Annotated in this window: 15 protein-coding genes; 6 read left to right on the top strand and 9 right to left on the bottom strand. The window is 61.0% G+C overall.

Going from position 1 to position 23297, the window contains the following annotated elements:
• Positions 1 to 67: 67 nt before the first annotated feature.
• The 4 genes from P3T17_RS10110 to P3T17_RS10125 all read right to left on the bottom strand — a co-directional run bounded on the left by P3T17_RS10110 (position 68) and on the right by P3T17_RS10125 (position 7044).
• A complete protein-coding gene (locus P3T17_RS10110) occupies positions 68 to 2746 on the bottom strand; it encodes a TonB-dependent receptor (protein WP_074267228.1) in 2679 nt (892 codons plus the stop codon).
• A 574-nt stretch (positions 2747 to 3320) separates the two neighbouring features.
• Positions 3321 to 4373, bottom strand: a complete 1053-nt coding sequence (gene rsgA, locus P3T17_RS10115) for a ribosome small subunit-dependent GTPase A (RefSeq protein ID WP_429406355.1) — start codon at positions 4371 to 4373, stop codon at positions 3321 to 3323.
• A gap of 701 nt (positions 4374 to 5074) precedes the next feature.
• Positions 5075 to 5983, bottom strand: a complete 909-nt coding sequence (locus tag P3T17_RS10120) for a LysR family transcriptional regulator (protein ID WP_429406357.1) — start codon at positions 5981 to 5983, stop codon at positions 5075 to 5077.
• Between the two features lie 107 nt (positions 5984 to 6090).
• Positions 6091 to 7044 (bottom strand): amidohydrolase family protein, encoded by a 954-nt coding sequence (locus P3T17_RS10125; protein ID WP_429406359.1) that lies wholly within the window; start codon positions 7042 to 7044, stop codon positions 6091 to 6093.
• Between the two features lie 160 nt (positions 7045 to 7204).
• On the opposite strand from P3T17_RS10125, the gene P3T17_RS10130 reads away from it, so the two are divergent.
• Genes P3T17_RS10130 through P3T17_RS10145 form a run of 4 tightly spaced genes read left to right on the top strand, consistent with a single transcriptional unit; the run spans position 7205 to position 11809 of the window.
• Positions 7205 to 8218, top strand: a complete 1014-nt coding sequence (locus P3T17_RS10130; protein WP_429406360.1) for a D-2-hydroxyacid dehydrogenase — start codon at positions 7205 to 7207, stop codon at positions 8216 to 8218.
• A 33-nt stretch (positions 8219 to 8251) separates the two neighbouring features.
• A complete protein-coding gene (locus P3T17_RS10135) occupies positions 8252 to 9598 on the top strand; it encodes an MFS transporter (protein ID WP_083611599.1) in 1347 nt (448 codons plus the stop codon).
• Between the two features lie 51 nt (positions 9599 to 9649).
• Entirely contained in the window at positions 9650 to 10975 is a 1326-nt protein-coding gene (locus P3T17_RS10140; protein ID WP_429406362.1) for an MFS transporter, read from the top strand.
• Positions 10976 to 11023: 48 nt separating this feature from the next.
• Positions 11024 to 11809, top strand: coding sequence for a class II aldolase/adducin family protein (locus P3T17_RS10145; protein WP_429406363.1), 786 nt, complete (start codon positions 11024 to 11026; stop codon positions 11807 to 11809).
• A gap of 114 nt (positions 11810 to 11923) precedes the next feature.
• Here the strand turns inward: P3T17_RS10145 and tcuB are convergent, their stop codons facing one another.
• From tcuB to P3T17_RS10170, 5 genes are all read right to left on the bottom strand, one after another.
• On the bottom strand, positions 11924 to 13105 hold the full coding sequence (gene tcuB, locus P3T17_RS10150) for a tricarballylate utilization 4Fe-4S protein TcuB (protein WP_429406365.1): 1182 nt from the start codon (positions 13103 to 13105) through the stop codon (positions 11924 to 11926).
• A complete protein-coding gene (tcuA, locus tag P3T17_RS10155) occupies positions 13092 to 14507 on the bottom strand; it encodes an FAD-dependent tricarballylate dehydrogenase TcuA (protein WP_429406366.1) in 1416 nt (471 codons plus the stop codon). Before tcuA ends, tcuB begins: the two co-directional genes overlap by 14 nt.
• Positions 14508 to 14580: 73 nt before the next feature.
• Positions 14581 to 15525, bottom strand: coding sequence for a LysR family transcriptional regulator (locus tag P3T17_RS10160; protein ID WP_429406368.1), 945 nt, complete (start codon positions 15523 to 15525; stop codon positions 14581 to 14583).
• A 51-nt stretch (positions 15526 to 15576) separates the two neighbouring features.
• A complete protein-coding gene (locus P3T17_RS10165; protein WP_429406370.1) occupies positions 15577 to 18504 on the bottom strand; it encodes a bifunctional diguanylate cyclase/phosphodiesterase in 2928 nt (975 codons plus the stop codon).
• Positions 18501 to 19736: an ABC transporter substrate-binding protein gene (locus P3T17_RS10170; RefSeq protein WP_429406495.1), complete on the bottom strand. Its 1236-nt coding sequence runs from the start codon at positions 19734 to 19736 to the stop codon at positions 18501 to 18503. The genes P3T17_RS10165 and P3T17_RS10170 overlap by 4 nt, the downstream gene beginning before the upstream one ends.
• 336 nt (positions 19737 to 20072) lie before the next feature.
• Between P3T17_RS10170 and P3T17_RS10175 the strand changes: the two genes are divergently transcribed.
• Complete coding sequence (locus P3T17_RS10175; RefSeq protein ID WP_074267236.1) at positions 20073 to 20969, top strand: fructose bisphosphate aldolase; 897 nt, start codon at positions 20073 to 20075, stop codon at positions 20967 to 20969.
• A 69-nt stretch (positions 20970 to 21038) separates the two neighbouring features.
• Positions 21039 to 23186, top strand: coding sequence for a tetratricopeptide repeat protein (locus tag P3T17_RS10180; protein ID WP_429406372.1), 2148 nt, complete (start codon positions 21039 to 21041; stop codon positions 23184 to 23186).
• Positions 23187 to 23297: the final 111 nt, after the last annotated feature.

A 23297-nucleotide genomic window follows, 5' to 3' on the forward strand; every position in this document is an offset into this window, starting at 1 on the left:
GGGGATCCGGAGTCCGGAGCGGCCGTGAGAGGAACAGACGACTACTTCAAAGTGAACTTGCTGCGCTTTAGAACTTGTACGTTGCGCCAACCTGCAGATAACGGCCCATGTACGTGTACAGCGACTGGTCGTAACCGGTCTGGTCAATCTGGTTGACCCACAGCGGATCGTACGGAGGCGCCTTGTTGAAGATGTTGTTCATACCACCGTAGATCGTCCAGTGCTTGAAGCCCGTGTACGCTACGTTCAGGTTGAACACGCTATAGGAGGCGGTGGAGTAGTCCAGACCCAGCGCGTCCGAGTACGGCCCGGTGTATTGCCATTCCAGATCGGCATTCCACTGGTGGAAGTTCCACGACAGGTCCGTGTTGCCCTTCCAGCGCGGGAACGAACCGCCGAACGGCTGAGCGAGCGTCAGGTCGTTACCTGCGCCATCAACCGTCGAGGCGAGGCCGCCAATGCCGTTCATCTTGAAGTGCCAGATATAAGCCCAGTCGGCCGACAGCTTGAACGTACCGACCGGGGTCGGCAACGACTGCGAGAACGTCGTTTCGAAGCCGTCCGTATCGAACGAACCCAGGTTCTCGTACGTGTTGACCATGTACGCGATCGAGCCGTCCGCGTTGAAGACCGTGGCCGACGGATCGAGTTGGGTGCCGATCGCCTTGTCGACGTGAATCTTGTACCAATCGAAGCCGATGTCAGTCGTACGCGTCGGCGACAGTTCGAAGCCGATGTTGTAGTTCTTCGTGCGTTCCGGCTGCAGATCCGGGTTGCCCTTGGTAATAACGTTTTCGTCCTGACCGTTCGGACCGATCGGCATGATGCCGATGTTCGACGAATTCGTATTCTCGAGGAATTCCGGTGCGCGGAAGCCACGGGTGTACGAAGCGTAGGTGGTCAACTGCTGGATCGGTTGGAAGCGCAGGGCGAAACGCGGCGAGAACGCACCGCCGAAGTCGCTGTAGTGGTCGTAACGGCCCGACTGGCTGAACGTCAGCATCTTGTCGATCAACGGCACATCGACCTGGTAATACACGGCCGCCACGTTACGCTCACCAGCCACTTCCTGGAGGTTCGGGTTCAGTACGTTACCGCTCAGGTAGTTGCCGCCTTCCTCGATCAGTTCGCTTTCGTGCAGGAACTGGGCACCGAGACCGAGGCCCACATCGCCGGTGGGCAGATGGAACAGGTTTGGCGTTGCCAGCGTTGCGTCGAAGGCATCGAGCTTGGAAATACCGAGGTTGTCGGCCGTCGTCAGGATGCTGTTCAGCGCACCGGGTGTAGCCGACGGATTCACGAAGTTAAGCGTGCCGTTGTTGAGCGCAGTCTGCAGGGCGTTCGGGTTGATCACACTGCCGAGCGTGTTGCTCACCGTGCTCATGGAATGGGTGTAGCCCACATTCCAGTCCCAGTCTTGCTTGCCGAGCTCGTAGCTGCCCTTCAAGCCCATTGCCGCGCGCCAGAAATTCGAATCCGTGGTCGAGCTATACGTGGTCGGGAGGTAGCCAAACAGTTCCTGCGCTACGCCGGTCGTGTTGTACGGATTGTTGGCCGGAACGGTAAAGCTGAGAGGGCTGACGGTCTTGGTGGTCGGGCTGTACGCAAGCCCGTTGCCGACCACTACAGGGCCATCGTTTGTGGTGGTCGTGTTGTTGCTTTCCCAAAGGTCGGCGTAGGCGGTCGTCGTGTCGTTGATCTTGAAGTCGGCGTGAACTTTAGCGTTGAGACGCTCGGTCATCGGCTCGATCGAAACGTCTTCAGCCGTATTCTTCAGGCACACGTTGCCGCTACTGATTGCGCCGGTTTGTGACGCAATAATGCTGTTGCCAGCCGGCACAGAAGTCGCGCAGCCGTAAGGCGTCGCTGCACCCGTGTTGGGATTCAGGAGGTATGACGGTTGCTGGATACTGCCGCCAAACGGCTTGTTGCTGAAATCCTGGTTCTCGGTCGTGTCGCGATCGGCAAGCGTATAGCCGTTCGACTTGTAATAGCTGGCGGTCGCAGTGACGTTGAAGCCATCCGACGCGAGATTACCGAAGCCGCCGAGGACGCCGAACTTGGTCGTGCCGCCGCCGCCTTGCGTGGCGCCGCCAATGCTGCCGTCGAGTTGCAGGCCCTGGAAGTCATGCTTCGTGATGATGTTGACCACACCGCCGATAGCGTCCGAACCGTACTGCGATACAGCACCCGTCTTCACCACTTCAATCCGGTCCACCACGTTTAGCGGCAACGTATTCAGGTCGAAGAACTGGTCTGAACCGTTGACGGCAAATGCGAACGGCGCGACGCGCTGACCGTCCACGAGCACCAGCGTGTATTTTTCGCTGAGGCCGCGCAGTGCGATGCCCGAACCGCCTGCAGCAAAACTGTCGGAGGTGGACTCTCCCCAGCTATTAGCCGAGTTGGCCGAGATCTGGCGCATGTAATCGGACACGTCCTTCGCACCCGAATCCTGGATTTCCTTCGAGTTGATGACCTGGACCTGATTGAACCCGGTCTTGTCCGCCTGACGGATCAGCGAACCTGTCACCTGGAACGTCTGCAGTTGCTTGACGTTCTTGCCGCCCGTCGCTGTAGCGCCCGATGCTGCCGCCGGAGCGGCTGCTGCAGCCGTGCCCGACGCCGCTGCTGCCGGCGTCGCCGGCTGGCTTTGCGCGAATGCCGGAACGGCGATCGCCGTGGACAACGCTAGTTCAGCCCAAATTATTCTTCTGATGGCAATCGCCAATGCCCTTTGCTTCATCTCACCCCTCACACTTGTCAGTAAGGCCACACGTTGTTATGCGGAGAGTGGTTTTATGGACCTCTCCCCGCGGTTCGCGGCGTCGATGCGCCGTATTCCGCCGAAACGCTGCGCGCAAGCGTCTCCACACGCACTCCATGTATGAGGTGCACGCAGCATGGATAAACCGATGGTGATATCCCCGATGTCTGTCGGACTACTAACGGTTATGTCTTGATTTGCATAGCAATTAAAATTTTTTTCGTGAGAGCGTCAGACGCCCGGGTCTATGACACGCTTGCCGACAAATGCTTGTACTTCTCTCTGCCCCAGCACCTTTTTTGTGCTTTCAAAAAGGGTGCACAGATTACGCTCATTGTCGTGCACCGCCTATGTGCGAGCTGCGCAAGCCCGTTGCTTGGGGTTTTTACCTAACACAGCCATTACAGGGTGTTGCCAGATGTAATCTAGCTAAGATACATATTTCTAAATTTGTTAGATACAAATAAAAATGTTTTACCTAGAGGAGGACGTCGGTGTGGCGTAGCAACGACAGCGGTGTGGAACCCGCTAGTCGTTGCGTTAGGGCTTCCCCTCATTTCGGATCACGCTCAAATCTTTGCCGGCTGCCCCGTCGCGCTGCCCGCTGCCTGGCCTCGTCGCGCTGGCGCCGCATTGCCGCTTGCTTGTCCTCAAAGAACTCTGCTTCGCGCTGTAACTTCTTGTACGAGTTGAGGCGTCTTAACGTTAGGCGACCTTCGTCCACGGCCTGCGTGACCGCGCAACCTGCTTCCCCGTTGTGCCCGCAATTGCGAAATGCACACTGGCTCATCAAGTGCGCGATGTCTTCAAAGGCGTCGCTCAGGCTATCGGCGCTAGCGCTTACGCCGACGCTCCGGATGCCCGGGGTGTCGATGATCACGCCGCTTTCCGGCAGCATGAACAGTGATCGGCTGGTGGTCGTATGCGATCCGCGCGCGCCCTTAGCGCTTACGCCTAGCGTCAACTGCCGTTGTGATTCGGTCAAGGCGTTCACGATGGAACTCTTGCCAACGCCAGACGACCCGACGAACACGCAGGTTTCATCCTCCGCGATCATGAGCTTGAGTTGCGTTACCCCCGGTTCGCTAAAAGTGCTTAGCACACACACGGGGATTTCCGGTCCGAGTTCCGCGATCTGTTCGAGATAGGTGTTTGGGTCCATCGCCAGATCGGCCTTGTTCAGGACAAGAACGGGTGAGATGCGGTTCGCGCGGGCCAGGAGCAGATAGCGTTCGAGTCGCGACAAGTTGAATTCGTCCGTGCAGGACGTGACGATGAACAGCTTGTCGACATTGGCCGCCAGCAGTTGCACGCGGTCCTCGCCTGTACTGCGCTGGAAACAACTACTGCGCTCGAGGATGTCGATGAATTCGACTTCACCAGTTTCAGTCGGGGTGCCAAGTATCCAGTCGCCGATGATCGGCGCTCGTTCGCTCTTCCTCGCAAAGGTCAGGTTGAATGGTCGCAGTTGTCCTCCTGCGTCGCCGGATACGACAAAGCGCAAGCCGAAGTCCTCGGTGACGCGATAGGGTTGGCCGATGCCGTAGCGTGCGGCGTGTTCTGCGAAGTGATCGTTGAAGCCCAGTTTTCTTAAGGAGTTGGACAAGATTGTTAGTTCCTGAATGATCTATAGGTCGGGCATTCGCATAGGGATGCTTCAATGCCACAGGCACACACGGTGGCGTGCCACGCTGAATGAAATAAGCATGACTAACGAGACCCGATGCGTTCGCCGCCGGAATGTATGGGACGAGCGCGAGCCACCGCGACGACTGACGCGACGCGGTTTAGGCCTGCATGAGGTCTGGAGAGCGTGCTAGAAAACGCAACGCCTGGAAGGAGGGGGATCGTGGAGCAAGCGGAATCCGTGGACTTGCGCAAGGCACGCTAGTCCGACACCAACGCTGCCGAGGCGCGGGTTATTTCGCTGGAGAAGGAAGACGCGCAACCGGCGCGTTAGATCAACGATTGCAGACCCATTAGGGCCGAGTGTCCTGCTTGGACGTTGAGGACTTGGAGGATGAAGGCTAAGACGCGCAGACGCGGTCTTGCAAAGCAGGTTGGATTCGAGCGTGGTCATGATCCCAATGCATGGAAGAATTCAGAAGAAAGTCGCCTGAAGCTGCGGTGTAAAGATCTTTCATATCCAAACCTCCTGATTGCAGTGGGTCCGCCCTGAAACAAAACAATAGCCTGACGCCAAGTGGGACCGAGTGTTGACGGTGTACGACGGCGCCTATGATATCCGAGAATAAAAATTCTGGAGGAGGAATCTTTGCATTGGGATACGAGGCTGCCCCAGCAGCCTCATTCTGATGCTTTCTCATCCCCCGCCGCAGCGAGCAAATGCGCAATAAAAGTCGCCAGCAGCGGCGGCTGCTCGCCGCTGTTCCTAAGGCCAATATAGAACTGGCGAGTTGCCCACCCGTCGAGCAGGTGGATAGCCCTAAGACCATAACGGCCGAGATAGGAAGCGGCAATCAGCTCCGGCATGATGCCAATGCCGATCTTTTCGCGGATCATGCGGCAGCGTGCTTCGTAGTTCGAAACTTCGATGCGAACATTGAGCGGTCGCGACAACCCGTCTTCAGCGAGCGACAGAAACGCCTCATATGAGTGTCGCGGAAAATAGCCGACGAACGGATAGTCCTTTGCCGCTTCGAGCGTTGTTTCGTTGTGCGTGGCGAGTGGATGGTCGAGCGGCACGACCAGCACGACACGATCGCGGTGGTAGGCAATCGAATGAATGCCTGGCGCGGGCGTGACGGCATGATAAATACCGATGTCCGAATCGGCATCGGCGATCAAGCGCGGAATGTCGTAACTGTAGCGTTCCTGCAGTTCGATCTGAACGTTGGGCTCGCTCACGTAATAACGGCTAAGCGCTTGCGGCAGGAACTGGATGATCGACGAGCGGTTCGCGGCCAGCCGGATTTTCGGCTGCCCGCTCATGCCGAACTCCGCTACCGAGTTTTGCGCCAGTTCGACGCTGCGCAAGATCGCCTTCGCGCGATGATAGAGCGCCGCGCCAGCGGGTGTCGGCTCGACGCCGCGTCCATGGCGCACGAGCAGCGTCGTGCCGAGCCGCCGCTCCAGCTCGGCGATGCGCTTGCTCGCCGCCGACGTAGCCAGATTCTCGCGTTCTGCAGCTTTCGAAAGGCTCTTCGCCTCGATGGCGGCCACCAGCATCTGGAGGCCGGGCAAATCCATTTTCATGCGTGGGGCGATCCATGGGATGACGTGGGCCGGCGTTTTCGCCACGCCCGCAAGGGTGGATGCATGATACGCGAGGTCCCCGGCTTGCCGCGCGCAGTGCGCGAGGATCAAAGCGGGAAATCGTAAAGGCGCACCGGATTGCTTACCAGTATGGCTTGTCTCGACGCAGTATCCGGCACGGCGCGCAAGAAATGCTCGATCAGTGTGCCGTCGTCCGGCATCCTTGCGGACTCGAAGTAATTGACGTGCGGCCAGTCGCTGCCCCACACCACATGATCGGGGTTGGCCGCAAGAATCGCGGCCTCGAAGGCGAACACGTCTTCGTACGGTGCCCCCGTTGCGGAAATCCGATCCGCGCCCGATATCTTGGTCCACGCGGCGCCGTCGGCGAGCAGGGCGACAAGCGTCTGAAAGCCGGCGTCATCCGTGCCGCGTGAAACATTCATGCGCCCCATGTGATCGACGACTAGCGGGATCGACAGTGCACGCAACGTGGGCGCGAGTTCCGGCAGGTCGGGCGCGTGAACCCATATCTGCGCGTGCCAGCCACGCGCTGCAAGACGCGGGGCAAGGGCGCGCAGATCGTCGAGGCCGGCGCCGTTGCGGTACACCTTCTGCCCGTGCTCCTGATAGAGATTGAAGCGGGCGCCGCGCACCCCATGCAGCGTGAGGCTGTCGAGCTCGGCCTCGGAGGTGCTGCCGTCGATTACCGCCACGCCGCGCAATCGCGTAGGGGCTTGCTGGAGTGCGTCGACGAGAGAGCGGTTATCGGTGCCGTACACGCTTGCTGTTACGACTACGCCGCGCGCGAAGCCTGTGGCATCGAGTTGTTCGATGAAGCGCGTCACGGGGTTTTCCGGTGGTGTATAGCTGCGTTCGTCGGCCAAAGGAAATTGCGTGTAAGGGCCGAACACGTGTGCATGGCAATCACACGCGCGCGGTGGAATGGCGGCCGGCACAAAGGCCGGGGGCGGCAGGGGACCGAGGCAGGGTTTCGTCATTGTGAACAGGTGTTTAGTCGGGCTGAACGGAAGGCGGGAAAGCGCAGCGCATACTTGCATGGTACGGATCGTTTGCCGCTCGAGCGTTATCTAAATGGAAACGCTGCATTCGCCAAAATGCACAGCAGCCCTATCTGGGGCGGCCACAATCTGAACAGGAGTGTGCCGGTTTTCCCGGCGGAGGTACCCCACCCATTCGAACAAAAGACGGAGACTGGCTTTGGATATTCTACTTTCGCGCTCGGCGGCCGAACGGTTGGGTGGCGCGATCGCGAACGTGCTTGGCGATACCGCTTACCGCATCGTGACGCCCGACGAGCCGCATCGCGGGCGAGCCGACATTGCGTTCATCAGCCGCGATGTGACGGGTCGCTCAACCAAGACCGACCTCACCGCGGAACTGCAAGCTTTCTACAAGGTACTGCGTGAATCGCCTCGTCTTGCATGGGTCCATACGCATTCGTCCGGCGCCGACCGGCCAATCTTCCCGGAATTGCTGCAGCGCGGTGTGACCGTCACGACATCCTCGGGGGCGAACGCGGGTGTCGTGGCGCAGTCGGCGCTCGGCGGAATGCTTGCGCTCGCGCGCCGCTTCAGCCATCTCTACGAAGCTCAACACCGTCATGCGTGGGAGCCTTTGCTTGGCGAGGCCTCGCCAAGCGACCTCGCGGGCCAGAATGCCCTCATCGTCGGCTATGGTCCGATCGGGCAGCGGCTCGCGCGTTTGCTCGGGGTTCTCGAAATGAACGTCACCGTCGTTCGCCGCGACAGCGGCGCGGGCGGAGCGGCGGGTGCAGAGACGAACGGGACTGTACGTACGATCTCGTTCGGACAACTCGACGATGCGCTTCCGCACACCGATTGGCTAATCCTCGCGTGTCCGCTGACGCCGCTCACAACACGCCTGATTGACGCACGTCGAATCGCATCGCTGCCTTCACGTGCTTACCTCGTCAACGTGGCGCGTGGCGAGGTGGTGGCGCAGTCCGCGCTCATCGAGGCCCTTGCGCGCGGCGCGCTCGCCGGCGCATGGCTCGACGTGTTCGAACGCGAGCCGCTCGATGCGGCTTCGCCGCTATGGGATTTGCCCAATGTGCTGATCTCGCCGCACACCGCAGGGCATTCGGACAGCTACTACGACGCCGTCGGCCGCATCTGGCTCGACAACCTGGCGCGCTGGCAGCGCGGCGCATCGCTCGTCAATGCGGTCCCGCCGCAGTTCGCCGTCGTCTGATCACACTGGCAGCCCACCAACTGGAGTTACCGCATGGCGTTGAGTATCGATTCGCCCCCCGCAACTCTCGACACAGGCGCGACGGCTGACGCGTTCGAGCGGGCGGTCTATCGCAAGGTCGCGCTGCGTATCCTGCCCTTGCTGGTGTTCGGCTACATCCTTAATTATCTCGACCGGATCAACATCGGCATTGCGCAGATCCAGTTCAAGTCCGACCTTGGTTTCAGCGATGCGGCCTACGGTTTCGGCGCCGGTCTGCTGTTCGTCGGCTATGTGGTGTTCGAGATTCCGAGCAATCTGATGCTCGACCGCATCGGCGTGCGCAAGACCTTCTTGCGCATCATGGTGGCCTGGGGAATCTTGTCGACGATGACCATGTTTGTTCGTACGCCGATGCAGTTTTACCTGGTGCGTTTTCTGATCGGTGTGGCCGAGGCCGGCTTCACACCCGGTATCTTTCTTTACCTGAGCTACTGGTTTCCGGCGCGGCGTCGTGCGCGCATGACGTCGATCTTCTACCTGAGCATTCCACTGGCGGCGACGCTCGGTACACCGCTCTCGGGATGGATCATGCACGCGTTCCAGGGACAACTCGGGCTGCATGGCTGGCAATGGCTCTTCCTGCTCGAAGGCATGCCCTCGGCCGTCTTCGGCGTCGTGCTCTTCTTCGTGCTGAGTGACCGGCCCGATACAGCGCCCTGGCTGGCAAGCGCCGAACGCGCATTCATTCTCGCGGATCTCGACCGTGACGAAAGCCACAAGACACGCCGCTCGAAGCACGCGCCGTTTCGCGCGATTCTGTCCGACCCGCGCGTATTCTGCGCGGGCTTCACCTTCGCGTGCAGTTTTTCGCTAGGCAACACGCTGGCCTTCTGGGCGCCGATGGTGATCCGTAATTCGGGCGTGGCGCAGGTCGTCAACGTTGGCGTTCTGGCGGGAATCCCGGCGTTCATCGGGACCATCGTGATGCTGCTGGTGGGGCGCCACTCGGACCGCACGCTCGAGCGGCGCTGGCATGCGGCTATCGCACTCGTTTGTGCTGCCGCGGCGCTTGCGATGCTGCCGCTCTTTCACAGCAACACGGTCGTGGCGATCGTCCTGCTGGCCGTGGCGTCGGCGGGTCACTATTCCTGTCTTTCAGTGTTCTGGTCGATTCCGCCGACTTACCTCACACGCGAAACCGCAGCCGGCGGTATCGCGGTGATCAACGTGATCGGCTCGCTTGGCGGTGCGTTGAGTACTGCCGCGCTGGGCTGGATGAGTCATGGCGCGGCCGGCTTCGGCAGCGGCCTGGTCGTGCTGGGCGCGATCATCGGTTGCGGTGCTGTTGTATTGCTGGTGGCGTTTCCGGCCCGGACGATCCGTTCGGCGCCGGCATGACTTAAGGCCGCACAGAAGGCCATCACACAAAACTACAGGAGACAAACGTCCATGAACGACATACACGCAACGGCCGCCGCCCCTGATGCTGTGCCGGGTATCCACGCGGGGTCATCAACGCGCCATGCGGCGCGTTCGATAGTCGGCGGCTCGATCGGCAATCTGATCGAGTGGTACGACTTTCATGTGTACACGACGTTTTCAATCTATTTCGCGGCGTCGTTCTTCCCGCGCGAGAACCGCACCATCCAGCTTCTCAGCGCAGCCGCCGTGTTCGCGCTGGGCTTCCTGCTGCGTCCAATCGGAAGCTGGATGATCGGCCTTTACGCAGACCGGCGGGGCCGGCGCGCCGGCCTCACGCTCTCGGTCATCCTGATGTGCGGCGGCTCGCTTGCGATTGGCCTGTGTCCGACCTACGTCCAGATTGGCGCCCTCGCGCCGCTGGTGTTGCTGCTCGCGCGTCTCGTGCAAGGGTTTTCTCTCGGCGGCGAGTACGGTGCAAGTTCGGTCTATCTAAGCGAGATTGCCAAGCCTGGTCGTCGCGGCTTCTACAGCAGCTTCCATTACGTCACGCTGATCATGGGCCAGTTGCTCGCCACGCTCGTCCAGGTCCTGCTGCAGGAGTTCTTCTTTTCGCGCGCTGAGCTCAACGCGTGGGGTTGGCGTGTACCGTTCATCACCGGTGCGGCGTTGGCGCTAGTCGCCTATTGGGTGCGCCGCAATATCGACGAAACGCCCGACTTTCGCAACCTCTCCGAAGCCGCCAAGGAACGCACCGGACTTTCCGAGCTGCGCAAGCACTGGCGTCCCGTGATTCTCGTGTTCGGCCTCACCACAGGCGGCACGCTCGCATTCTTCACCTACACGGTTTACATGCACAGCTACCTCGTCAACACGGTGGGGCTCTCGGCACGTGCCTCCGCGTGGGTGTCGCTATCCACGCTGACGTTGTTCATGCTTGTGCAACCGCTGTTCGGCGCGCTTTCGGATCGCATTGGACGACGGCCTCTGCTGATCGCGTTCGGCGTGGGCGGGACATTCGGTACCTGGCCGCTGCTTGCTGCACTCGCGCACACCCACAGCGAATCCACAGCCTTCCTGCTGCTTGCCGTGGCGCTGCTGATCGTATGCGGCTACACGTCGGTCTGTTCGATTGCGAAGGCGGACCTCTTTCCTGCGCGCTTGCGTGCGCTCGGCGTAGGCGTGCCTTATTCGATTGCGACCGCATTGTTCGGCGGCACCGCCGGCTATGCGGGTCTTTGGTTCAAGAGCGTCGGCTACGAACAGGGCTTCTACCTGTACGCGTCGGCCTGTATCGCCTGCACGCTGGTGGCCGCCTTATGCCTGCGCCGCAGCGATTCGCAGATGACCGCATGAAGCACGTATTCCTTTGTTCACTTCCTTTATGACCTGCAGGAGCATTCCATGAAACCGATTCCCGAATTCGACATCCCCTCGATGCGCGAACACTGTTCCGAGGAGGAGTGGCAGGTGCGCGTGGACCTGGCCGCGTGTTATCGCCTCGTCGAACACTACGGCATGTCCGACATGGCGGCCAACCATATCTCCGCGCGTGTGCCTGGCGAAGAGGCGTTCCTGATCAACGCCTACGGGATGCTGTACGAAGAAGTCACGGCGTCGAGTCTCATCAAGATCGACAACGATGGCAACATTCTGACCAAGCCTGCATTCGTCGGCGCGGACTATGGAATCAACCGCGCCGGCTACGTGATTCATGGCGCGATTCATGAGGCGAAGCACGAGCTTGTCTGCGTGATCCATACGCATAGCTGGCCGGGGATGGCCGTGTCGGCGCTCAAGTGCGGACTGCTGCCGATGACGCAAACCGCCATGCGCTTCTACAAGATCGGCTATCACGATTACTGCGGCGTGGTGCTCGATACGAGTGAGCGTGACTCGCTGATCGCGGACCTCGGCGACAACAACGCGCTGATCCTGCGCAACCATGGGCTGCTGACCGTCGGCCGCACGATTCCGGAGGCGTTCAACGCGATGCATCGACTGGAGCTGTCGTGCCGCTCGCAACTGGCGGCGCAGGCGTGCGGTGTCGAACTCAACGAAGTCTCGCCCGAAGTGCTCGAACAAACGTACATGAACTACCAGCCGCAGACGCGTCGTCCGTACGGCCTGCTCGAATGGCCGGCGTTGCTGCGCAAGCTGGACCGGATCGATCCGAGCTATCGGGAGTGAGCTGCAGAGGATGGGCGCTGCGGCGCCTATCCAAGGGTTAGTTCTGCTCCAGACGGAGAGGGACGCCCACGGTCTCTGAAGACAGGAGAGCTGCGAGCAGGTTGTCTGGATTGATCAGTCATCCGTAAGGCCGACCCGGTTCGGCTGGCGGCGCTCGATTGCCCACTTGAGCAACGCGGCCGCGCGTAGCGGTCCGTGAACGAACTTGCCGTAAGGCATGGTCAGGAACAAGGCGATCACGGCGCCGAGATGCAGCGCCAGCAAACTGGGCATCGCAGCGCTGCTACGCAGCACCATGAGTGCGAGGCCACTAAGCGCGACGATTAGCAGCAGCGCGATGAAGCCGAGATCCATCGGCTTTTGCGCGGCGTCGCCCTGGTTGGGATGGCGTTGCAGATTCAGCCAGCCAAGGCCGAGTGTACCCACAGCGATGCCAATGCCACCGACGGTGCCGAGTAGTGTCGGCAGGCTCGTATAGGCATACGGCGCCTCGAGCCGGAACACATAGTGATAGAGCGTGGCGACGCATGTCGACAGGAAACATAACGCGAAACCGTAGGCGGTCGCATGGTGGCAATGCCGGCGCGCGAGCGAAAAGCGGTCGTCCTCGTTGTTGCAGCCTTCACCGTGTCCACCACCCAGGTACCGAAGTGTTGCGACCGCGCTGGTGGCTTCGGCAAGCGCCGCGCCACTGGCCGAGCCCGGCACGGCTTCGCGCCAGAAGCGACGCACACCGATCCCCAGTGCACAGATAGCGAACAGAAAGACCGGCGCGAAGATACCGACCATCAGCGTGTGTGGGAACACATCGTAGAACGAACCACTCACAGAGGCCTGCCACAGGTTACCGCTCATCGCGAGCGCGAGGATCAGGAACAGTGCGACGCCGCCCGCAAGCGCGAGGGCGACCGCGAGGCCGTTGCGCTCGTACAGCGCCGCGAACGAACGGGGCCATGCAAACAGGCGGTACGTGCGGCCGCGCACGCTGGCCATCGTCTGCGGGACGTTGACGGCAAACTCATGCGGCGGCGCGTACTGGCACGCGTGCAGGCAGGCCCCGCAGTTGTGGCACAGGTTCGCCAGGTAATGGACGTCGGCTGTGCCGAACTCGAGGCGCCGTGTCATGGCCGGAAAGACGGCGCAGAAGCCTTCGCAGTAGCGGCACGCGTTGCAGATCTGCAGGATCCGGGCGGCTTCGTCCTCCGGCACGGAGAGAAGCGGCGCCCTTGCGACGGTCACGGCGACGGGCGACCACTCGTCGCTGGCTTGCTGGATCAGTTTTTCAAGAGCTTGCACGACTGCTTTCCTTATGTACCGAAGCGACGGCATGCGCGGCGGCGTTGGTGCCGGCGATGCGGCCGAATGCCGTGCCGATGCTCATGCCGACGCCGGCCGTATAGCCTTTGCCGAGCACGTTGCCGGCCATCATTTCGCCGGCGACGAAGAGATTTTCGCTAGGCTCGCCGCCAAAGCGAACCGCGGCCGTCTGGTCGGTTTTCAGGCCGAGATAAGTGAACGTGATACCCGGACGCAAGGCGAAGCCGAAGAATGGCGGCGTATCGAGCGGGAGCGCCCAGTGAGTCTTCGGCGGAGCGAGCTCATCGGTGCGGCAATCGTCGAGCTTCGTGTGATCGAACGTGCCGGGGCGGCAGGCGGCGTTGTACGCGTTAAGGGTCTCCATGAAACGCGCGGGGTCGAGTCCGAGGGCCGTTGCAAGTTCAGGCAAGCTGTTCGCCCGCACGCCCGGAAACACCGGCGGCATGAAGCGTCCAATGGCCTTCGCATCGATGATCGACCAGGCGGTCTGCCCCGGCTGCTGGGCGACGAGACGCCCCCAGATCGCGTAGCGCTTCGGCCAGAAGTCCTCGCCTTCGTCGTAGAACCGTTCGGCGTCCCGATTGACCACCACGCCGAGCGACACGCAGTCGACGCGCGTGCAGATGCCGCCGTCGTAGAGCGGCGCGCGTGCGTCGATTGCCACCATATGTGCCTGGGTCGGGTCGCCGATGCTGTCCGCGCCCGCGTCGATCATGAAGCGCAGCAGCGTGCCCATGTTGAAGCGCGTGCCGCGGATCAGGAAGTTGTCGGCGGGGTGTTCGCCGCGCTCGTTGACGCCCCAGGCATCGCGCAGCCACACGCGGTTCGACTCGAAGCCGCCCGCCGCGAGCACACAGCTGCGCGCCGTAATGCGTTCGCTGCCCGCCCACGCGGCCACGAAGCGCGGGCCGTCGAGCTCGATGCGCTGCACCGGCGTTTCATAGCGGATCTGCACGCCGAGTTGTTCCGCGCTGCGGTAATAGGCGTTGACGAGGGCCTTGCCGCCGCCCATGAAAAAAGCGTTGGTGCGGGCGGTGTGCAGCGCGCCCGAGAGCGACGGCTGGAAGTGCACGCCATGCTGGCGCATCCACGGCCGGCAGGTTGACGACGCGCGGATCACTAGCCGCGCGAGCGCCTCGTCCGTAAGGCCGCCGGTTACTTTCAGCAGATCCTGCCAGTATTCCTCTTCGGGGTAAGCATCGACGAGCACGTCCTGCGGCGTGTCGTGCATACAGCGCAGATTGCGGGTGTGTTGTGAATTGCCGCCGCGCCATTCGCGCGGCGCGGCCTCCAGCAACAGAACGGAAGCACCGGCTTCCCGAGCCATGAGGGCGGCGCATAGCGCAGCATTGCCGCCGCCGATGACGAGAACATCGACCATCGAGTTGTCTCCTTTGGCTCGCACTGTACGGGCGAACGCGCCGCACCGCCATGGGCGGCGGGGCAAGGGGGCTTCAGTTTTCGTGAAGGGTCGCGCTGGCGCGGAGCGCCGCGCCGGGCCAGCGCCCGGCGGCCACGATTTCGCGCGCGACATCGAGGAGCACGACACGCGCGGCGAGGCCAGCCGGCGACAGCTCGTCGTCGGATGCGCTGACGATCAGGTTGGGGCGCGTCACGTCGGTATCGAGGATCGGGATACTGGTGAGCTGGGCGTTTTCAGGGCGAGCCAGTGCGGCGCCCGGCTGGATCGTCGCGCCAATGCCGGCGCGCACGGTGTCCATGAGCATCGCGAGGCCGTCGATTTCCGCGGCTATCAGCGGTTCGTAGTGCGCGCGCCTGAAGGCGGCGCTCAGCAGCGCACGCAATCCGTGCGATCCGCTTGGCAGGACGAGCGGCAAGCGCTCCAGTTGCGCGAGCCATACCGACGCGGTGGCCGGCATGCCGGCCAGCGTCGGGTTGCCGATCACGAACAACTGCTCGTCGAGCAACGGCAGGCTGCTCCAGCGCTGAGCCGGTTCTTCCTGAAACAGAATCGCGAGGTCGATCTGACGCGCGTCGAGCATCGAGCCCAGATGACCGGACAGGCTTTCTACCATGTGCAGCCGAACTTCCGGATAGCGCTCGCGCATGGCCTGGATGAAGGGCAGCCCGAGCACGCCCGTCGTACTCGGTGCGAGCCCGACGCTGACATGCCCTGATAGGCGCGCTTCCTGCGCTGCCAGCGCGGCCGCATCCACGTGACGCAGCGCGAGTTGCGCCTGGCGCCAGAAGGCGAGGCCGGCATCGGTCGGCACCACGCCGGACGAGGTGCGCCGCAGCAGCCGAGTGGAGAGTTCGCTTTCGAGTCGGCTGATCTGCTGGCTCAACGCCGATGTGACCACGCCGAGCTCGAGCGCCGCGCGCCCCATGCTGCCGTGGGCAACCACACTGACGAAATAGCGTAACTGCCTGAGTTCCATGGGGAGGGCGCGGGTGGGGATCGGCTGATTATAGGGCGCGTCGCGTCGTTCCTAGTCAGCAATCGCCGTGACGGCCGGCCACACCCGCTCCTCAAACTGATCGGACGGAACCGGCTCGGAGTACAAAAAGCCCTGCGCAAAGTCGCAACCCACGGCGGCGAGAAAGTCGCGTTGATCTGTCGTCTCGACCCCTTCGGCGATCACCTGAAGCCCAAGCTTGTGAGCCAGCATGACCATCGCTTCGCAAAGCGCCTGGTTGCCGCCGTCGAAGCCGAGGTTCTGCACGAATGAGCGGTCGATCTTGAGATAGTCGATATCGAAGCGCTTCAGATACGCCAGGGACGAGTAGCCGGTCCCAAAGTCGTCGATCGAAATCCCCATTCCCGCATCACGGAAACTCAGCAATTTCTCGTTCAGTTCCGCGTCCAGTAACAACCCTTCGGTTATTTCAATGGCCACGCTTTGTCTGGGCATCCCTTCCTGTATGAGGTATTCGGACCACTGGATACACACCAGATTGTCTTGACGAATCTGCACCGGTGAAATGTTGACGCTGATCTGGAACGACGGATGGAATCGTTGGCGCCATTGATGCGCCTGGCGCACGGCCTGTTTGAATACCCAGTCGCCAATTGGAACGATGAGCCCCGTGTCTTCGGCCAAGGCGATGAAATCTAGCGGACTGATCGTGCCGCGTTCGGGATGCATCCAGCGTATCAGTGCTTCGGCTTTGTAGATTTCGCCCGTCGCGAGATCGACGATGGGCTGGTAATAGACCTGGAACTGTTCTGATTGCAGGGCGGTACGAAGATCGCTCGTGAGACGCCGGCGCTTTTCTGCCGCCACCTGCAACTCGGACGTGAAATAGTGGACACGGTTGCGTCCAGCGGCTTTCGCCGCGTACATGGCCTGGTCGGCATTCTTGAAGAGAACGTCCAGTTCGCTGGCGTCGTCGGGGTATAGCGTGACGCCGACACTCGCAGAAATGAAGGCCTCATCCGCGCCGAGCTTGAACGGCTCGGCGAGCTTGGCGATGACCGTCTTCGCGATCTGTTCGATGCGTCCGGTGTCGTCCAGCCCGGACAGAATGACCGTGAACTCATCGCCGCCAAGACGAGCGACCGTGTCGGTTTCACGCACGCAAGAGGTGATGCGTCTCGCCGCCTCGATCAGCAGAATGTCGCCGGTATCGTGTCCGAGTGAGTCGTTGACTTCCTTGAAGCGGTCCAGATCGATCAACATCAGGGCCATGGGCCGCCCAGAGCGATCCGACACGCCAGCTTCGTGGTCGAGACGCTCATGAAACATCTGGCGATTCGGAAGATGGGTCAGCGCATCGAAATTGGCCTGTTTCCAGATCGTTGCCTCGAACACCATCCGGTCCGACAAATCACGGCCTACCGCCAGCACGGAGTTCACCTTGCCCGATGCATCGATCTCCGGCGTGAGCCGGATATGACTGCACTGTTCCTTTCCATCCTTGCCGAGCCATCGCAGTTCAAACTGATGACTTTTGCCGGTTGTAATGGTTTCTTTGATCTTCCTCTCATAGGTCAGCGCGTTGGCGCCGCCCGGGACTTCTGAGGGCCGCTTGCCGAGCGATTCGGCGAGGCTGCGGCCCGCTGAAACACAGAACGCGGGATTGGCGTAGGTGCGGCGAAGATCGCGGTCGTAGCGCGTAATCGTGTCGGGCGAGTTTTCGATCAACGTGCGCGACTCCTGCTCGCGCGCGACCAGTTCCACTGTGCGCTCGATGACGGTTTGCTCGAGAGAGGCGTTGATCTCGTTGATCTTCTGGATTTTCTGTCTGATCGCCGCACTCATTCGTTCGAACCGCTGCGCCAGTCTGCCCAGTTCATCCCTGGCGCCAAGGTCGCTGTGTGCGTCCACCGGTATCTCTACCTCGGCGCCCGCGTCGCTGCCTGTGTCGTGCATCTTTCGCACCAGTTCCTTGAGCGGGGCGGAGATGCTGTGTGAAATGAAGTAGGCGAGAAAGATGGAAAGCAGAAACCCCGAGATGCCCACCAGGATGATCTGGTTGCGCACCGACTGTGCCTCCCCAGTCAGCTTCTGCTCCGGGATGGTACTGACCACAAACCATGGCGTTCCGGCGATGGCGGTGTACGCGGCGAGATATCGGCCGCCGCTTGTGCCCTCGAAGTCGACGAAGCCACTCGGCTCGCCGTGCGGATCGGCTTGTGTGATCTTTTCGATCAGGCCCGGCTCGGCCCTGCCGTCGGTGGTCACCGAAGTGCCGTCGGCGCCGACAATCCGCTTGTCGGTACTGGCGTCGACGACATAGATCTCCGTTCCGCTGCCCGTAGCGACGTCATCGAAAATCGCCGAGAAATGTTCGGGACGAATCACCAGAACCAGATTGCCGATCTGCTGATTGTTGCTCTTGCCGATGATGGCGCGCACCATCCCCAGGTCCTGTTGACCGGCTCCGTTGTCGTAGCTACCCCAGTAAGGCCGGCCATTGCGGTTGGGCGCCTGCTGGACCAGACGCACGACACCCCGCGTCAGTTGCGCGAACGCCTGGGTGTCCATGATCCGGTTGTTCCGGTCGAGCAGATATTTCTGGTTGATGTAATCAACCGCGCCGTAGTGCTCGAGGAGCAATCGGGTCATATCCTGGCGCGCTTCGCTTTGCTCCTTTTCATTGCCGCTCGCGACGCGGGTCAGCGCGTCCTGAACGCGATCGGAGAGCACCAGCAGACTGCTCTCCGTCTCGATCTGCTCCATGCGCAGCGAGATGTTTTTGGCGACCTGTTTGACCACCTCTTTCGAGAATATCTCCGCCTTCTGCTTGATCGCCGCGGTCGACTCTACATACGATATGTAGCCCGAAACAAGTATCGGGATCAGCGAAAGCAGGATGAACGCGGTTATCAGCCGGTAGCGAATCTCGACACGGCGCAGCAGATCTAACGAGAAGTAGGCGAATGCGTTTCGCAGCCAACCGAGCAGGGAAGTCATTTGTAGTGCATCTTCGCTTCATTCTTAACCGACTCATCCAGGAGTTTCGCCGCCTGTCCTGGCGTGATTTTGCCAAACAGCACATCCTGCATCAATCGATGCAAACGCTCGATGGAATTGGAGGGTAGAAACGAATAGTACGGGCTTCCGGTCACCGCATAGCGACTAACCGTGTTGGTGTAGTCGATAATCTTCGGATCGCTAACTGCTGTCCCCGAGACCTGCTTGAAGGGGGAGATGTTCTGGCGTTTTGTCTGCAGAATGGAAAACCCCTGCCCGGCGATAAACTCGAGAAAACGCATCGCAGCGGCCTTGTTCGGCGTCTCGGACACCGCAAAGCCGGTTTCGCTGCCGATTACCGGCACGACCCGCTCACCAGGCGCGTTCCACGGTGGGATGAATACGCCTACCTTGAAGGGGTTCCCGTGCAGTAACAGACCGGCGGCCCAACTGCCGTGAAAAGCCATCGCGACCTTGCCTTCCTTGAAAAGCCGTATGCCATCGTCGTAACCGGTCGTCATGAACGAGTCCTGGACGAAACCACGTTCGGGTATCAGCAACATCTTGGCGAAAATATCCGCTACCTGAGGGGTGTTGAGATCCAGCGTGCCGTCGCTGATCCGGTTTTTCCAGTCTGGCTCGTGCGCTACAACATTGTTGGCAAAGCCTGAACTGAAAGGGCCGTTGCCGAGCATGTTCGGAAAGCCGCCGTTCCACATGATAGGCGTAATACCCGCCCGTTTGAGCTGTTCGCATACCGCCAGGAATTCGTTGAAACTGGTCGGCAGTTCCTTGATCCCTGCCTTCGCGAACATGTCCTCGTTGTAGTAGATCAGCGTCGTCGCCACTCCACCCGCTATTCCAAAGTGCCTGGACTGGCGATTGGTCCAGTCCTTCTTGAGCGGATCGAGCATGTTGTTCCAGGCGGACGTCCTGCTCACATCGGCCAGGAGCCCTTGATCGGCCAGGTCGGCCGCGTAGGCATTCGGGTTGATACTTACCAGATCGGGCAAGTTGCCGGAGGCGACCCGCGGCTTGATGTTTTCCTCCACCGAGTTGCCGATCATGAACTGCACATCCACGTGTATGTCTGGATTCAGCTTGCTGAATTCGGCGGCAATCTGCAGCATTTCCTGCGGCCAGTCGGGAGCCCAGATCAGGGCGGTGATCGTGGTGCTGGCGGGCGCGCCCGTGCTCGAAGAAGTCTGGTCCTGCTGATGGCAACCGCACAACGAAAAAACAATCAAACAGGCCAAGATGGACAGCAAAGACGCAAACGCAGTTTGTCGCACTTGGGGTTCACTTTTCGACGTCGATCCGATCGGCACCTGATTCTTTGCAAAACAGGGCTGCTTGGGCGCCCCCTGGAGGGCTGCTACTCACACAGCATATCGGCAGTCAGCGCAGATACTTTAACTGGACGACCCGAGCCCGAATCTTGCTGGCGTCGGGCGCAGGCGGCCCGGAGAACTGTATGTGATGGGCGTTTGATACACTGACCGTATTGAGCACTATGTCCCGACTGGGCGTGCTGGTCCGATTTCCATTGTCGAAAAAGGGAGCAAATCGTGGCTGATGAGAAGATGCTGACGCAAGTTCGTGAAAAACAGGGATTTTTCGCGGCCCTGGACCAAAGCGGTGGGTCGACCCCCGGTGCCCTGAAGCTTTATGGCATCCCGGAGAGCGCCTACAGTGGCGACGCCGAGATGTTCAAACTGATCCACGAGATGCGGGTGCGCATCATCACGGCGCCCGCCTTTACCGGGGACAAGGTCATCGGAGCTATTCTGTTCGAAGCCACCATGGACGGGCAGGCTCAGGGGAAGCCGGTTCCGGCCTTCCTGTGGGAGGATCGCGGCGTCGTGCCGTTCCTGAAGGTGGATAAGGGCCTGCAGGACGAAGCGGACGGTGTCCAGCTGATGAAACCGATTCCTGGGCTGGACGCGCTGCTCGAGCGGGCGGTGAAACTCGGTATCTGCGGCACGAAGATGCGTTCGGTCATCAAGCTGAATTCGAAAGAGGGTATCGCTGCGATCGTGAAGCAACAGTTTGAACTGGGTGCGCAGATCGACGGCCACGGTCTCATGCCGATTCTGGAACCCGAGATTTCGATCAAGAGTCCGGACAAGCCGGGCGCGGAAGCCACGCTGCTCGCGGAGTTGACCAAAGGTCTCGACGCGTTGCCGGAGAGCCGTCAGGTGATGCTCAAGCTGACCATACCTGACGTACCGGACTTCTATCGTCCGCTGATCGATCATCCGCGTGTGGCACGGGTCGTCGCGCTTTCCGGCGGTTATACGCGCACCGACGCGTGTCAACGGCTCGCTAAAAATCACGGCATGATCGCCAGCTTCTCCAGGGCCTTGATCAACGAACTCAAGGTATCGATGAGCGATAGTGAGTTCGACTCGACGCTCAAGGAAGCCATCGAAGAGATCTATCAGGCCTCAGTCGCCAAGGTCTGACGCAACTTGCAGGAGGGCGCCCCTGGCGGATCAAGATCTTGGGGCGCCTCCGAAGACAATCCACATCCCATGCCACTCGCGCCGAAGCCCGCGCTTCCCGTCACAGACCGCATTCAGCAAGCCATTTCACGCTATTCGGAGAGGAAATTTTCCGAAGCGTTGTCCATCGTTCAGCCAGCACTCGACTCGACCGTAAGTGTTCCTCCAGGGCTTCGGGCTGAGGCGCTCAACATCGCTGCGGCGTGCTCGCTCGGCCTGAACCGGCTGGCGGATGCGGAAACGTATTGGCGCCAATGTATCGACCTGCAGCCTGATTTCGCTGCGGCCTATGACAGCCTTGGTACGTTGCTGATGTCGCTCAAGCGTCCTGCGGAAGCCGTGGCGATCTACAAGGAGTTGCAAAAAATTCGGCCCGGCGTTGCCGAGGTTCACCACAATCTCGGCGCGGCTCTGCATGATCTCCGCTATTTGCTCGAGGCGGAGACGGCATACCGGCAGGCAATTGCAATTCGCCCCGGCTATGCGCAGGCCCACTTCAATCTGGCCCTCGCACTTCACGAGCTTCGCCGGCTCCACGATGCCGAGACCGCATACAGGTTTGCTGTGGCGGCGCGTCCCGATTTTGTCGAAGCGCACCACAACCTCGGCAACGTGCTCAAGGAGCAAGGACGCCTTTCGGAGGCAGAGGTGGCTTACGGGCAAGCGCTGCGGCTGAAGCCGGACAATCCCGCTGCCTTGAACAGCCTGGGCGGAGTATTGCTGGGGCTCAACCGGCTCCGCGAGGCCGAACTCGCGTTTCGGCTCGCATCGACCATTCAACCCGACTATTCGGAAGCACACGCGAATCTCGGTGCTGTGATGCTCCAACTCAAGCGTCTGCCCGAAGCAGAGGCCGCTTTCCGGCAAGCTATCGCATCCAATCCGGACTATGCCGAGGCTTACCATAACCTCGGGAATGTGCTCTATGCGCTCAATCGGCTAGCCGAGGCCGAGGAGGCTTATACGCAGGCGCTTCGCTGCCGGCCGGGAATCGTGGAGGCGCATCACAACCTAGGGTGCGTGCTCGGAGCACTCGAGCGTCTGCCCGAAGCCGTTGCGCACTTTCAGCAGGCGGTCGCCTTACGTCCCGCATACGCCGAGGCTCACTACAATCTCGGTAGCACGTTGAAGCGCCTCAATCGTCTGCCGGAGGCCGAAACCGCATTCCGGCAAGCGCTCGCATTGCGTCCCAACTATCCCGATGCCAGCTTCTATCTGGGAACGCTGCTGCTGGGCACGGGACAGTACGCGCAAGGATGGGAGCTTTACGAGTCGCGCTACGAGCATCCTGGATTTGCTCACCACAATTCGCGCGTCCTGCTACGTTGCCCACAGTGGCAAGGGGACGATCTGGCAGGCAAATCCCTGCTGGTCTGGCAGGAAGACGGCCTTGGCGACATGATTCAGTTCGGCCGTTATCTCGCGCTGCTCAAGGCGCGAGGGGCTGCGACCATTGCGTTTGCGTGTGCGCCTGCCTTACGCAGGCTGATGGCCACCGTCGATGGTGTCGACGAGGTCGTGGATCATGAAACGGCGCTCTCGCAATCCGCGCGATTCGACTGCTGGACGAGCCTGTTGAGCGCACCCTGGCATCTGCGTACGACCTTGGAAACGATTCCGCCGCCGCTTCACCTGGTGCCTGAGCCGTCGATCGTCGAGCGTTGGCGCTCGCGGCTCGCAACGCTTCCGCCTGGCCGCAAGGTCGGGCTGGTGTGGAAGGGCAATCCGCAGCACCACAACGACGCGAACCGGTCGCTGCCTTCGCTGGCTACGCTGACGTCTCTCTGGAGCCTGCCTGACGTCAGCTTCGTGAGTCTGCAAAAAGGGCAGAGCGAGGGCGAAGCTCAATGCCCGCCCGCGGATCAACCGCTTCTGCACCTCGGGTCGGAGGTGGACGATCTCGCCGACAGCGCCGCGATCATCAGCCAGCTGGATCTGGTCGTGTGCGTCGATACGGCGATAGCCCATCTGGCTGGGTCCCTGGGTACGCCCTGCTGGATACTGCTTCCCACGACGGGTGTCGACTGGCGATGGATGCAGGAACGAGCAGACTCGCCCTGGTATCCGGATGTGGTGCGTCTGTTTCGGCGAGCCGAAGGGGAGTCCTGGCTCGCTACAGTCGAAAGGGTTCGGCAGGCGTATATCGAGCAGTTTGTCAGTCCTGTCCAGCAGGGCTGACCTCCGCCTCGAGCCTGGGTTGACGGAGCAGCACACCATCGCCTAGCATCCGGATTGGCGGTGCAGGCCGCTTCCGGGTCCGCGGAAAGGGTTGAACCCACCTGTTGCAGC

The sequence above is a fragment of the Paraburkholderia sp. GAS82 genome, assembly GCF_050436285.1.
Classification (GTDB): Bacteria; Pseudomonadota; Gammaproteobacteria; order Burkholderiales; family Burkholderiaceae; genus Paraburkholderia; species Paraburkholderia phenazinium_B.

Excerpts from the sequence above, each read along its gene's own strand:
- P3T17_RS10110 (WP_074267228.1), bottom strand. The coding sequence starts at position 2,746 with ATGAAGCAAAGGGCATTGGCGATTGCCATCAGAAGAATAATTTGGGCT.
- P3T17_RS10120 (WP_429406357.1), bottom strand. The coding sequence starts at position 5,983 with ATGAAAATGGATTTGCCCGGCCTCCAGATGCTGGTGGCCGCCATCGAG.
- P3T17_RS10125 (WP_429406359.1), bottom strand. The coding sequence starts at position 7,044 with ATGCAAGTATGCGCTGCGCTTTCCCGCCTTCCGTTCAGCCCGACTAAA.
- P3T17_RS10135 (WP_083611599.1), top strand. The coding sequence starts at position 8,252 with ATGGCGTTGAGTATCGATTCGCCCCCCGCAACTCTCGACACAGGCGCG.
- P3T17_RS10140 (WP_429406362.1), top strand. The coding sequence starts at position 9,650 with ATGAACGACATACACGCAACGGCCGCCGCCCCTGATGCTGTGCCGGGT.
- P3T17_RS10145 (WP_429406363.1), top strand. The coding sequence starts at position 11,024 with ATGAAACCGATTCCCGAATTCGACATCCCCTCGATGCGCGAACACTGT.
- tcuA (WP_429406366.1), bottom strand. The coding sequence starts at position 14,507 with ATGGTCGATGTTCTCGTCATCGGCGGCGGCAATGCTGCGCTATGCGCC.
- P3T17_RS10160 (WP_429406368.1), bottom strand. The coding sequence starts at position 15,525 with ATGGAACTCAGGCAGTTACGCTATTTCGTCAGTGTGGTTGCCCACGGC.
- P3T17_RS10165 (WP_429406370.1), bottom strand. The coding sequence starts at position 18,504 with ATGACTTCCCTGCTCGGTTGGCTGCGAAACGCATTCGCCTACTTCTCG.
- P3T17_RS10180 (WP_429406372.1), top strand. The coding sequence starts at position 21,039 with ATGCCACTCGCGCCGAAGCCCGCGCTTCCCGTCACAGACCGCATTCAG.